Below are 12,772 nucleotides of genomic sequence, written 5' to 3' on the forward strand. Positions count from 1 at the left end.
ACCCTAATTGCCCAGAGCATGATCCCGAAAGTGGCATCCGGTTTTCGGGATCATGCTTAAACGGAAGAACCAAGGATTGGAGCGACCCATGAACGAGGCAGTTCGAAATCCGGCCAAGCCGACCAATGGGCCGACCAATGGGCCGATCATCGAGATCGAAAACCTGTCGATCTCCTTCTTCACCCGCAAGGGCGAGATACCGGCCGTGATGGACTTTTCCTGCACGGTCATGCCCGGCGAGGCGATGGGCATCGTGGGCGAATCCGGCTGCGGCAAGTCGACCGTGTCGCTCGGCATCATGCGCGATCTCTCCAATATCGGGAGGATCGTCGGCGGCAGGATCAAGTTCCAGGGCAAGGACATGGGCGAGCTCTCCGAGGACGAACTTCGTTCGATCCGCGGCAACAAGATCGCCATGATCTACCAGGAGCCGATGGCCAGCCTCAACCCGGCGATGAAGATCGGCCAGCAGCTGATGGAAGTACCCCTGATCCACGACAAGGTGTCGAAGGAAGAGGCCCATAGGCGCGCGCTCGAAATGGTGCGCTCGGTCAAACTTCCCGACCCTGAGCGCATGATGCGCTCCTATCCGCACCAGCTGTCAGGCGGCCAGCAGCAACGCATCGTCATCGCCATGGCGCTGCTGTCGAAGCCGGCGCTGCTCCTCCTCGACGAGCCGACCACGGCGCTCGACGTGACGGTGGAGGCGGGCATCGTCGAACTGGTCAAGGGGCTTGGCGAGAAGTTCGGCACCTCGATGATCTTCGTATCGCACAATCTCGGGCTCATCCTCGAGACCTGCGACCGCATCACGGTGATGTATTCGGGCGAGGCGGTCGAGACCGGCAAGATCAAGGACGTGTTCGACCGGATGCGCCATCCCTACACGCAAGGGCTGTTCCGCTCGATCCCGCTGCCGGGCGCGGACAAGAACTCGCGGCCGCTTATCTCGATCCCCGGCCAGTTGCCGCTGCCGCATGAGCGGCCGAAGGGCTGCAATTTCGGCCCGCGCTGCCACCATTTCGTCGAGGGCGTCTGCAATGCCGCCGAAATCCCGATGGTCGAGGTCGCGGGACATGAAGGCCATTTCTCGCGCTGCGTGCGCTTCAACGAGATCGACTGGGAAGCGCTGCCGCCCGGTGCCAAGAAGGTCAACGAAAAGGTCGTGCCCGGCGCCCCCGTGCTCAAGATCGAGGACCTCAGGAAATACTACAAGGTTGGCGGCAGCGAGGTGTTCGGCTCGAGCGAAGGCCGCGTCGTGAAGGCCAACGAGACGATCTCGTTCACAGCGCGTGAATCCGAAACGGTCGCCATTGTCGGCGAATCCGGCTGCGGAAAATCGACGCTGGCCAAGGTGCTGCTCGGGCTTGAGACGGCAAGCTCCGGCAGTGTCAAGCTCGGCAACAAGGAAATCCAGTCGACCGGCATCGAGAGCCGCAGCGTCGATACGGTGTCGTCGATCCAGATGGTGTTCCAGAACCCGTTCGACACGCTCAACCCCAGCCATTCGGTCGGAGCACAGATCATCCGCACGCTGGAGAAATTCAAGGTCGGCAAGACGGTCGCCGACCGGCGCAAGCGCATGCTGGAACTGCTCGACCTGGTGAAGCTGCCGCGTGCCTTCGAGACGCGCAAGCCGCGCCAGCTTTCGGGCGGCCAGAAGCAGCGCATCGGCGTGGCGCGCGCCTTTGCCGGCGACGCCAAGGTGGTGGTGGCGGACGAGCCTGTGTCGGCGCTCGACGTGTCGGTGCAGGCGGCCGTGACCGAGCTGCTGATGGACATCCAGCGCAAGAACAAGACGACGATGCTGTTCATCAGCCACGACCTGTCCGTCGTGCGCTACATCGCCGACCGCGTCGTCGTCATGTATCTCGGCTACATCGTCGAGCAGGGCACGACCGACCAGATCTTCGCGCCGCCTTACCACCCCTATACCGAGGCGCTGCTGTCGGCGATCCCGATCGCGGACACCAGCGTGATCAAGAAGCACATCGTGCTCGAAGGCGACATCCCCTCGGCGATGAACCCGCCATCCGGCTGTCCTTTCCAGACACGCTGCGGCTACAAGAAGCTGGTGCCGGACAATCTGTGCGAGACCAAGGTGCCGCCGGTCAAAAACCTCGGCGACGGCCATATGAGCCTGTGCTGGCTCTCCGACGACGTGCTGGCGAAGATGGAGCCGGTGATCAAGTTCGACAAGGACCATGCCGCCCAGGAGGGTGTGCCGGATGATGCGCCGCATGGTGCCGGCCCCGGCTTTGCCGGCACCCAGCCCAGCCGGCCGCATGGCAAGACGGGAAGTTTGGAGGCTGACCAAATCGGAGAGGCCGTCGAGGAAAGCGAGGCTGTCATGCGAGCCCGTCGTCACGAAGTCCGCGACGAGGTTTCGGAAACCGGGGTTTCAAAGCCTGACGATACGACAAGGCGGCATTGAGCCAGAGCGGTTCAGCGTTTGATGGAATGTTGACCCGCTCGAGATCTTTGTCTTACGCAATTGCGGACGGAAAACCGCCGCGCACTTTCCTGGAATTGCTCCTGGCGGCGCGTCAGCTGCCGCATTGCCTCAGCTGTTCGGCATAGTCGCGGGCCATCTTGTCGGTGGCCCGGGCGTAGCTCTGCACACCGGCGTCGCCACGGTTGCCGCGACCGTAGGCGGTCCAGCCGAGATAGTAGGCGAGGTAGAGGTTGTAGGTGTCGTTGCGGGCGACGCCGTAGCTATCGGCTGTCTTGGAGTGGTACCAGCCGACGAAATCGACGGCATCGGCGAACTTGGTCCGCCGCGCCGCCCAATTGCCGGTTTCGTTCTGATATTGCGACCAGGTACCGTCCAGCGCCTGCGAGAAGCCGGTGGCTGACGAGACGTGCTTCCACGGGATGAAGCCGAGCAGCTTGGTGCGCGGCGGCCTTGCGTTGCTCTTGAAGCCGGATTCCTTGCGCACGGTCGCCATCAGCACAGGGACCGGCACGCCGTATTTCTGCGAGGTGCGCTCGGCGGCCGACTGCCAATTGTCGAACCAGCCATCATTCTGGTCGAAGACGGCGCACACATTGTTGATATGGCTGGGCGCGGTCGCGCAGGCCGAAAGTGCCAGCAACACACCAACCGCTACAATTTTACTAAAACTCGACCTGCGCATTGGATGAGCAATAGGCCGAAATCATAAAAGGAATCTTGCTGCGTCCGTTAATGCTTTGTCGGCACGGGCGCGTGAAAAACGCCGTAGGGATATTCCGACGTCAGTTGTCGCTTTTTATAAAACGATGCTGCATGGATGCCGCCTTGGCTAAAATCACGTCTGTAAATGGCGTATTTCTGAAAGCTCGCCCGGTTTGCCGAGGCTTTGATGTCGGGCATGAACGAGCCTAGACGCAAGCGCGGCGCCGAGCGCACCAGCAACAGGGGGCCAGCGCCCATTCTGCAACTGCCACCTCGGCGGGTGAGGAATCCCTATCCACCGATGGCGTTGCTGTCCGCCGACCAGATCGAGGCAATCCACCAGGCGTCGATGCACGTCCTGGAGAATTTCGGCATCGAGGTCATGAGCCCGCGGGCGCTGTCGCTGTTCGAGAAGGCCGGCGCCAAGGTCGATCATGCAACGGCCAATGTCCGCATCGATCGCGGCATGGTCGACGAGGCGCTGAAGACGACGCGGCCCAACTACCGCCTAACACCGCGCAACCCAGCAAATACGGTCCATCTTGGCGGCAACACCATCAATTTCACGCTTGTTGCCGGGCCGCCCAATGTGCACGACATGGAGCGTGGCCGGCGCGCCGGCAATCTGCGCGATTATGCCGACCTCACCCGGCTGGCGCAGCATTTCAACTGCGTCCACATGCTCGGCAACCAGGTCTGCGCGCCGGTCGAACTGCCGGCCAATTCGCGCCACCTCGATACCTATTTCACCAATCTGACGCTGACCGACAAAAGTTTCCATGTCTCGGCGATCGGCCGGGGCAGGGCGCTGGACGGCATCGAGATGATGGCGATCGCGCGCGGGCTGACGCTGGACCAGATGCGCGACGATCCCGGCATCGCCACCATCATCTCGGTCAATTCGCCGCGCCGCTTCGACGAGATGATGGCCGAGGGGTTGATGACGATGGCCGAGTACGGCCAGTCGGTGGCGGTGACGCCCTTCACGCTGATGGGGGCGATGAGCCCGGTGACGCTGGCGGGCGCGCTGGCGCAGCAGAATGCCGAGGCGCTGTTCGGCGTGGTGTTGACGCAGCTGGTACGGCCCGGCGCACCGGTCATGTATGGCGCCTTCACTTCCAATGTCGACATGAAGTCGGGTGCGCCGGCCTTCGGCACGCCGGAGAACACCAAGGCCAATATTGCATCGGGACAACTGGCCCGGCGCTACGGGCTGCCGTACCGGACGACACCAGGATCGGCCTCCAACGCCGCCGATGCGCAAGGCGCTTACGAGACGCTGATGGCGCTCTGGGGCGCGGTGCTCGGCCACGGCAATCTCGTCTACCATGCAGCAGGCTGGCAGGAGGGCGGGCTGACGGCGTCCTTCGAAAAGTTCATCATCGATGTCGAGATGATCCAGCACATGATGGAGTTCCTGCGCCCGATCGTGGTCGACGAGGCCGAGCTTGCCGTCGAGGCGCTGGGGGCAGTGCCGACCGGCGGCCATTTCTTCGGCGAGCCGCATACGCTGGAGCGTTATGCCACCGCCTTCTACCAGCCGATGCTGTCCAACTGGCAGAATTACGAGGCCTGGCAGGAGGCCGGCGGGCTTGATGCGACCGCGCGCGCGACGCCGCTGTGGAAGAAGGCGCTGGAGGATTATGCCGAGCCGGCGATGGATATCGCCGTGCGCGAGGCGTTGGAGGCCTATGTGGCGAAGCGGCGCGAGGCTATCGGGCAGGGCGAGCCGTGATGGTTTTCACAGGTCGGCGCTGCCCCTCACCCTTACCCTCTCCCCGTGAAGAACGGGGAGAGGGGGGCGCTAACGTCGCAGCTTCTCCCTTCTCCCCGTCACTATACGGGGAGAAGGTGCCGGCAGGCGGATGAGGGGCGGCGCCAACCTTTAGCAATCCCAAATAGATCCCTCCCATCCCGAATCCGCTCATCCATCCAACTCACTGATATCAGAGAAAAATCCATGAAATCGCATGCAAAGGTCGTGGTCATTGGCGGCGGTGTCGTCGGGTGTTCCGTGCTGTTCCATCTTGCCCGCCACGGCTGGACCGACGTGGTGCTACTGGAACGCGACGAGCTGACCTCCGGCTCGACCTGGCACGCGGCGGGCGGCATGCACACGATCAATGGCGATCCCAACGTCGCCAAGCTGCAGAAATACACCATCAATCTCTACAAGGAGATCGAGGAACTCTCCGGCCAGGCGACCGGCGTGCACCTGACCGGCGGCGTGCTTCTCGCGGCGACCGAGGCGCGGCTGGACTGGCTGCGCGGTGTCGTCGCCAAGGGCCGCTATCTTGGCATCGACCTGGAAGTGATCTCGCCGAAAGAGGCGGCCGAACTGATGCCGCTGCTCGATCCCAAGCAGTTCGTCGGCGCGGTCCGCAACAAGGAGGACGGCCATCTCGACCCCTCGGGCGTCACCCACGCCTATGCAAAGGCCGCGCGCAAGCTCGGCGCCGAGGTCGAGCGCTTTACCAAGGTCGAGGACATCGTGCGGCGGCCCGACGGGATGTGGCGCGTCATCACCAACAAGGGCGAGGTGGTGGCCGAGCATGTCGTCAATGCCGGCGGCCTGTGGGCGCGCGAGGTCGGGCGCATGGTCGGGCTGGAACTGCCGGTTCTGGCCATGGAGCACATGTACCTGATCACCGAGGACATGCCGGAGGTTGCCGACTGGAACGCCAAGACCGGCACCGAGATCATCCACGCGGTCGATTTCGACGGTGAGCTCTATCTGCGCCAGGAACGCGGCGGCATGCTGATGGGGACCTATGAGAAGGCCAACAAGCCATGGTCCGAATACCAGACGCCATGGAATTTCGGCCATGAACTGCTGGCGCCGGACATCGACCGCATCGCACCGTCGCTGGAGGTCGGCTTCCGGCATTTCCCGGCCTTCCAGAACACCGGCATCAAGCAGATCATCAACGGGCCCTTCACCTTCGCGCCTGACGGCAACCCGCTGGTCGGGCCGGTGCGCGGCCTGCCGGGCTTCTGGGTCGCCTGCGGCGTGATGGCGGGCTTCAGTCAGGGCGGTGGCGTCGGCCTGGCGCTGTCCAACTGGATGATCGAGGGCGATCCCGGCGCCGATATCTGGGCGATGGATGTGGCGCGCTACGGCGATTGGGCGACGATGGCCTACACCAACGCCAAGGTGCGGGAGAACTATTCCAGGCGCTTCTCGATCCGCTTTCCCAATGAGGAATTGCCGGCCGGACGGCCGCTGAAGACAACTCCGGTCTACGACCTATTGTCGGCCAGGGGCGCGCAATGGGGCGTCGCCTACGGGTTGGAAGTGCCGCTCTGGTATGCGCCGGAGGGCGTCAAAGACGAGTTCTCATGGCGCCGTTCGAGCGACTTCACCCATGTCGCGAGGGAGGTCGCGACGGTCCGCAGCGGCGTCGGCCTGTCGGAGATTTCGAGCTTCGCCAAATACAAGGTGACGGGCGAAGGGGCGGCGGCCTGGCTCGACAAGATGCTTGCCTGCAAGCTGCCGAAGCCCGGCCGGATGACGCTGGCGCCGATGCTGAAGGAGGACGGCAGACTGATCGGCGATTTCACGCTGGCCAATCTCGGAGCCGATGGCTGGTTCCTCGCTGGCTCCGGCATTGCCGAGGAATACCACATGCGCTGGTTCGAGGCGCATCTGCCGAAGGACGGTTCGGTGCGCATCGAAGCGCTGGGAGCGAAACTCACCGGCCTTGCGATCGCCGGGCCGGAAGCGCGGGATGTGTTGGCCAAGGTCAGCCGAGCGGATGTCTCCAACGCAGCGTTTCCGTTCATGGCGGTGGCGAGAATGGATATCGGCATGGCGCCGTGCCTGGTTGGCCGCGTCAGCTACACCGGCGATCTCGGCTACGAGATCTGGGTGGCGCCGGAATATCAGCGTGCGGCGTTCCAGGCGCTGATGGCGGCGGGTGCGGAACTCGGCATCGGCCTGTTCGGTTCACGTGCCCTCAACGCCCTGCGGCTGGAGAAGAACTACGGCTCGTGGGGACGCGAATACAGGCCGATCTACGGGCCGCTGGAAGCCGGGCTCGACCGTTTCGTCGCCTATGGCAAGGAGGTTGATTTCATCGGCAAGGCGGCGGCACTCGCCGAGCGCAAGCAAGGCGGCAAGCTGCGCCTGCGCACTTTCATCGTCGAGACAGACGATGCCGATGTCATCGGCGACGAGCCGATCTGGTTCGGCGGCGCGGTGCGCGGCTGGGTGACGTCGGGCGGCTTCGCGCATCATTCCAAAAAATCCGTCGCCGTCGGTTACGTGCCGAAGGAGATCGCCGACGAGAGCGACGGGTTTGAAATCGAGTTGCTGGGCAAGCGGCATGCGGCGCGCATCCAGGCCACGCCACTGTTCGATGCGAATTTCGAACGGATGCGGGGGTGAGGTTCACCCCCGCACGGGGGCATCATGCGTTGTGTTGGTTGTCGAGCGCGAAGGCTCCGGCGCCGGCAAAGACCAGATAAAGGAAGATGAAGCAGAATGAGATCGCCGCGTCGCCGCTGTTGTTGACCGGGAAGAAGTCGCGCGGCATGTGCGCAGAGAAATAGGCGATTGCCATTTCGCCGGCCAGGAGGAACGCGACCGGGCGCGTGAACAGGCCAAGCGCCAGCAGGATGCCGCCGGCGAATTCAAGGATGCCGGCAGCGGTGGTCAGTCCGGTGAGGGCGTGGGCTTGGGCGCTTTCCGGGAAGTTGAACAGCTTCTGGCTGCCATGTTCGATGAACTGCAGCGCGGTCATGATGCGCAGCACGCCGAGCGCCTGCGGCTGGTATCTGGCAAGACCTTCGAAAAGCTTCATCTAGAACTCCGATTTGTCCCTCCCGGCCCGGCCATAAAGCATCCCCGAAAGCCGGACCATTCACAACGTTCGCACCGATATCAATTGTCGGTGAGGAGGACATGATTGGGCAGACAAAGAAGGCGAAGCGGACCGATTGGTTCCACTGGTCATCTTGCTTCGTGGCGCTATAGTTGGCGCAAATCTCTCCCGATCCGCCATTTGGTCCTATGGAGTCCCGCCGTGAAGACACTCGTTTTTGGTTTTGCAGCCATGCTGGCGGCGACGACCGCCGTCATGGCCGAGGACGCGGGGTGTGAGGCCTTCAAATGGCCGGTGACGCGCGAACAGGCACTGTTTCCCGTGGCGCCAGCAATGCCGTCGGGGGCAACGCTGGCGGTCGGTGCGGCAGCGGATCTCGCACTGGTGCCGGTCGAGAAGGCCGGCTTCGCGATGCGGCCCGAGCATGCGCCGGCGCCGGGCACGTTTGGCGCCGTCGCAAGTGTGGCCGTGCCGCCCGAGGGGAGCATCCAGATAAGCCTGTCGGGCGAGGCCTGGATCGATGTCATCCAGGATGGCAAGGCCGTGAGATCGGCCGATTACAGCGGCGTCAAGACTTGCCCGGGTATCCGCAAGAGCGTGCGCTTCAAGCTCGCGACCGGCCAGGCCACCCTCCAGTTCAGCGGTGCGAAGAAAGCTGATCTCAAGGTCGCCGTGCTGGCGCCGGAATAACTGGCGCCAGCCGGACCGCCGTTCGTCGGCGACGTGATGAATGGCCGTCCTGTCGTGCGAGCCGTCGCAGTTACCCTAACGTCCCGGCGCCATCAGCGCGAAATGGGCGCCCTGCGGATCCTGGCACTGCACGATCCAGCTGCCGCCGGGCACATCCATCGGTCCCATCAGGACCTTGCCGCCATTGTCGGTCACGCGTTTGGCCGCCGCGTCGATGGCTGGCACGTTGAAATAGAACTGCCAGACCGGCACCGGGATCTGCTCCGGCTTGTTCATGATGCCGCCGCCTGATTCGGGGCCGGCCGTGAAGGTCTGATAGATGCCCATCGGCCCCATATCGAAATCGCCGGCATTGGCCCAGCCGAACTGGCTGGAATAGAAGTCGAATGCGGCCTTCCAATCCGACGTGTAGAGCTCATGCCAGCCGATATGGCCAGGCGTCGCGGCCGGCACGACGGGTTGGTCCGGGCCGTTCGGCTGCAGGAACATGAAGGTCGCGCCTTGCGGATCGGCGACGACGGCGAAGCGGCCGACGCCTGGGATGTCGTCGGGCTGGCGATGAACGGTGCCGCCGGCTTTCTGCAGCGATGCCGTGGCGGCATCGACATCCCTGGTATGGATATAACCCAGCCAGGCGGGCGGCATGCCCATCTTGGCCGCATCCTCGGGCATCGTCATCAGGCCGCCGACGCCACGCTCGCCGACATTCATGACGATGTAGCGTGGCATGCCGGGGGCCTTCTCAAAGGGCTGCGCCGTCCAGCCGACAACCTTGGTGTAGAATGCCTCGGCGGCGTCGAGGTCCGTGGTCATCAGCTCGTACCAGAAGAAGGGCATTGGGGATTTCGGCATTTGTCGGTCTCCTCACCTTTATGCACCGATCGTGTTTCGATCCATCATAGGACGATCTTCGAGACGGAAATCCGACAACTTTGCGCAAAGATGTGCCGTCGAGTAAGATGTTTCGTCCATGATGCCGCGGGTAGCCCGATTTCAGTCGATAACATGAGTAAAAAATTCATGTTATTATCGAAGTTTTTCAGCGGCTTATCCAGAAAATTGACCAATTGATAAAAAAATAAAACGTGCTAGCCTTCCCCAAAACGAAAACATGGGGAACTGAAAATGCCAGAAGGCCAGTTCAAGGAAGGCATTGCCGGCGGACGGCTTTCGCCCGACCAGTATGCGGACAATTTTTCCGACCTGCATCCGCCGCTCGATCACCACGAGGCGCTGGTCGAATCCGACCGCTGCTATTTCTGCTACGACGCGCCATGCATGAATGCATGCCCGACCTCGATCGACATCCCGATGTTCATCCGCCAGATATCGACCGGCAACCCGATCGGGTCGGCCAAGACTATCTTCGACCAAAACATTCTTGGCGGCATGTGCGCCCGCGTTTGCCCGACAGAGACGCTGTGCGAGGAGGTCTGCGTTCGCGAAGTGGCGGAAGGCAAGCCGGTGCAGATCGGTCGGCTGCAGCGCTACGCCACCGATATCGCGATGGGCGAGAACAAGCAATTTTACAAGCGCGCCGAACCATCAGGAAAGACGGTTGCCGTTGTCGGCGCCGGCCCGGCCGGTCTTGCCGCCGCGCACCGGCTCGCCCGTCATGGCCATGACGTGACCATCCTGGAAGCGCGCCCGAAGGCCGGCGGCCTCAACGAATACGGCATCGCCGCCTATAAGAGCGTCGACAATTTCGCCCAGGCCGAGGTCGACTACGTCACCTCGATCGGCGGCATCGACATCCAGAACGGCAAGGCGCTCGGCCGCGACTATCAGCTCTCCGACCTGATCCGCAATTATGATGCTGTGTTCCTCGGTATGGGGCTTGGCGGCGTCAACGCGCTGCGCGCCGATGGCGAGGATGCGGCCGGCGTCACCAATGCGGTGGAGTTCATTGCGGAACTTCGCCAGGCCAGCGACCTCTCCGGTTTGCCGGTCGGCCGGCGTGTCGTCGTCATCGGCGGCGGCATGACGGCGATCGACGCCGCCGTGCAATCGAAACTGCTTGGCGCGGAAGAGGTGACCATTTGCTACCGGCGCGGCCAGGAGCACATGAACGCCTCCGAATTCGAACAGGATCTGGCCGCCGCCAACGGCGTCACCATCCGCCATTGGCTGCAGCCGAGGCGGGTGATTGCCGAGGGCGGCAAGGTGTCGGCCATCGAACTCGAATACACGGCGCTGCGTGGCGACATGCTTGCCGGCACCGGCGAGACGCTGACGCTCGTCGCCGACCAGGTGTTCAAGGCCATCGGCCAGAGCTTTGTGCCGGCCGCCCTCAACGGCAGCAGTGCTGCGATCGACCTCGAAGCCGGCCGCATCAAGGTCGATGCGGAAGGGCGCACCTCGCTCGCCAAGGTCTGGGCCGGCGGCGACTGTATTTTTGGCGGCGATGACCTGACCGTCTCGGCCGTGGCGCAGGGGCGCGATGCGGCGGAGTCCATCCACCGGGCACTGACCTTTAACGGGAGGGCGTGAGCATGGCAGACATCCGCAACACTTTCGTCGGCATCAAATCGCCCAATCCGTTCTGGTTGGCCTCGGCGCCGCCGACGGACAAGGCCTATAATGTCATTCGCGCCTTCAAGGCCGGCTGGGGCGGTGTCGTCTGGAAGACGCTCGGCGAGGAAGGCCCGCCCGTCGTTAACGTCAACGGCCCGCGCTACGGCGCGATCTGGGGTGCGGACCGCCGTCTGCTCGGCCTCAACAATATCGAGCTGATCACCGACCGCGATTTGCAGACCAATCTGCGCGAGATGAAGCAGGTCAAGATGGACTGGCCCGACCGGGCACTGATCGCTTCGATCATGGTGCCTTGCGTCGAGGAAAGCTGGAAGTCCATCCTGCCTCTGGTCGAGGAGACCGGTGCCGACGGTATCGAGCTCAATTTCGGCTGCCCGCACGGCATGTCGGAGCGCGGCATGGGTGCCGCCGTCGGCCAGGTGCCGGAATATATCGAAATGGTGGTGCGCTGGTGCAAACAGTACACGCGCATGCCGGTCATCACCAAGCTGACGCCCAACATCACCGACGTCCGCAAGCCGGCGCGGGCGGCACATGCCGGCGGCACCGACGCGGTGTCGCTGATCAACACCATCAATTCGATCACTGGTGTCGACCTCGACAATTTCGCGCCGATGCCGACCATCGACGGCAAGGGTTCGCATGGCGGCTATTGCGGTCCGGCGGTTAAGCCGATCGCCATGAACATGGTGGCCGAAATCGCGCGCGATCCCGAAACACGCGGCCTGCCGATCTCCGGCATCGGCGGCATCACCACTTGGCGCGATGCGGCCGAATTCATGGCGCTTGGCGCCGGCAATGTGCAAGTGTGCACGGCGGCGATGACCTACGGTTTCAAGATCGTCCAGGAGATGATCGCCGGTCTCGAAAACTGGATGGACGAGAAGGGCCACCGCTCGCTCGACGACATTATCGGCCGCGCCACGCCCAATGTCACCGACTGGCAATATCTCAACCTCAACTATGTCGCCAAGGCGCATATCGACCAGGATGCCTGCATCAAATGCGGCCGCTGCCACATCGCCTGTGAGGACACTTCGCACCAGGCGATCACCAGCATGGTCAACGGCGTCAGGCATTTCGAGGTGATCGAGGCCGAATGCGTCGGCTGCAATCTGTGCGTCAATGTCTGCCCGGTCGACAACTGCATCACCATGGAGCCGCTGGCAGCCGGCGCGATGGACCAACGCACCGGCAAGCCGGTGTCTCCAATCTACGCCAACTGGACCACGCACCCGAACAACCCGATGGCCAAGGTGGCAGCGGAGTAGCGGCTGGTCATAACGCCGGTTGAGTTCAACCGCCCCGTCTTTTGCACGGGGCGATTTTCGTAATGCTTCAATTCACGGGTTGGCGCCGCCCTTCATTGTCCTGCCGGACATTTCTCCCCGTATAGAGACGGGGAGAAAGGGCTGGCCGCGACGCCGGCTCCTCTTCCTCAACGTCGGAGATTGGCGAAGGCTCTCGCGACAGCACCCCTCTCCCCGTCTCTATACGGGGAGAGCGACTGTCTTGGATTTCAAGCGGGTTGCCATGGTTTTTGGTCCCTGATCATGGCGTTGAGGAT

General features: G+C 63.1%; 10 protein-coding genes. 6 read left to right on the forward strand and 4 right to left on the reverse strand.

Annotated elements, in window-relative coordinates; genetic code table 11:
• Window positions 1-88 precede the first annotated feature (88 nt).
• Window positions 89-2,434: an ABC transporter ATP-binding protein gene (locus FJ958_RS27255; RefSeq protein WP_140747838.1), complete on the forward strand. Its 2,346-nt coding sequence runs from the start codon at window positions 89-91 to the stop codon at window positions 2,432-2,434.
• Between the two features lie 112 nt (window positions 2,435-2,546).
• Here FJ958_RS27255 and FJ958_RS27260 read toward each other — a convergent pair whose 3' ends face one another.
• The gene (locus tag FJ958_RS27260) at window positions 2,547-3,137 is read right to left on the reverse strand and encodes a transglycosylase SLT domain-containing protein (RefSeq protein ID WP_140747841.1); all 591 of its coding nucleotides are present in this window, start codon (window positions 3,135-3,137) and stop codon (window positions 2,547-2,549) included.
• 47 nt (window positions 3,138-3,184) lie between these two features.
• Window positions 3,185-3,415: a hypothetical protein gene (locus FJ958_RS31715; RefSeq protein WP_181176535.1), complete on the reverse strand. Its 231-nt coding sequence runs from the start codon at window positions 3,413-3,415 to the stop codon at window positions 3,185-3,187.
• Here FJ958_RS31715 and FJ958_RS27265 point away from each other — a divergent pair.
• Together FJ958_RS27265 and FJ958_RS27275 are read left to right on the forward strand one after the other, a co-directional pair.
• The gene (locus tag FJ958_RS27265) at window positions 3,354-4,892 is read left to right on the forward strand and encodes a trimethylamine methyltransferase family protein (protein ID WP_140747844.1); all 1,539 of its coding nucleotides are present in this window, start codon (window positions 3,354-3,356) and stop codon (window positions 4,890-4,892) included. The two genes, FJ958_RS31715 and FJ958_RS27265, sit on opposite strands and share 62 nt — an antisense overlap.
• A 225-nt stretch (window positions 4,893-5,117) precedes the next feature.
• A complete protein-coding gene (locus FJ958_RS27275) occupies window positions 5,118-7,544 on the forward strand; it encodes an FAD-dependent oxidoreductase (protein ID WP_140747850.1) in 2,427 nt (808 codons plus the stop codon).
• Between the two features lie 22 nt (window positions 7,545-7,566).
• Here FJ958_RS27275 and FJ958_RS27280 read toward each other — a convergent pair whose 3' ends face one another.
• Window positions 7,567-7,959, reverse strand: coding sequence for a DoxX family protein (locus FJ958_RS27280; protein WP_140747853.1), 393 nt, complete (start codon window positions 7,957-7,959; stop codon window positions 7,567-7,569).
• A gap of 252 nt (window positions 7,960-8,211) precedes the next feature.
• Between FJ958_RS27280 and FJ958_RS27285 the strand changes: the two genes are divergently transcribed.
• Window positions 8,212-8,670 carry a hypothetical protein gene (locus FJ958_RS27285; protein WP_140747874.1) on the forward strand — a complete coding sequence of 153 codons (459 nt, stop codon included), beginning with the start codon at window positions 8,212-8,214 and terminating at the stop codon, window positions 8,668-8,670.
• 75 nt (window positions 8,671-8,745) lie between these two features.
• On the opposite strand, the gene FJ958_RS27290 is transcribed toward FJ958_RS27285, so the two are convergent.
• Window positions 8,746-9,522, reverse strand: coding sequence for a VOC family protein (locus FJ958_RS27290; protein ID WP_140747856.1), 777 nt, complete (start codon window positions 9,520-9,522; stop codon window positions 8,746-8,748).
• A 273-nt stretch (window positions 9,523-9,795) separates the two neighbouring features.
• Between FJ958_RS27290 and FJ958_RS27295 the strand changes: the two genes are divergently transcribed.
• Window positions 9,796-11,160, forward strand: a complete 1,365-nt coding sequence (locus FJ958_RS27295; RefSeq protein ID WP_140747859.1) for an NAD(P)-dependent oxidoreductase — start codon at window positions 9,796-9,798, stop codon at window positions 11,158-11,160.
• Between the two features lie 2 nt (window positions 11,161-11,162).
• Window positions 11,163-12,476, forward strand: coding sequence for an NAD-dependent dihydropyrimidine dehydrogenase subunit PreA (preA, locus tag FJ958_RS27300; RefSeq protein WP_140747862.1), 1,314 nt, complete (start codon window positions 11,163-11,165; stop codon window positions 12,474-12,476).
• Window positions 12,477-12,772 lie beyond the last annotated feature (296 nt).

It is taken from the genome of Mesorhizobium sp. B2-3-5, assembly GCF_006442395.1.
Taxonomy (GTDB): Bacteria; Pseudomonadota; Alphaproteobacteria; order Rhizobiales; family Rhizobiaceae; genus Mesorhizobium.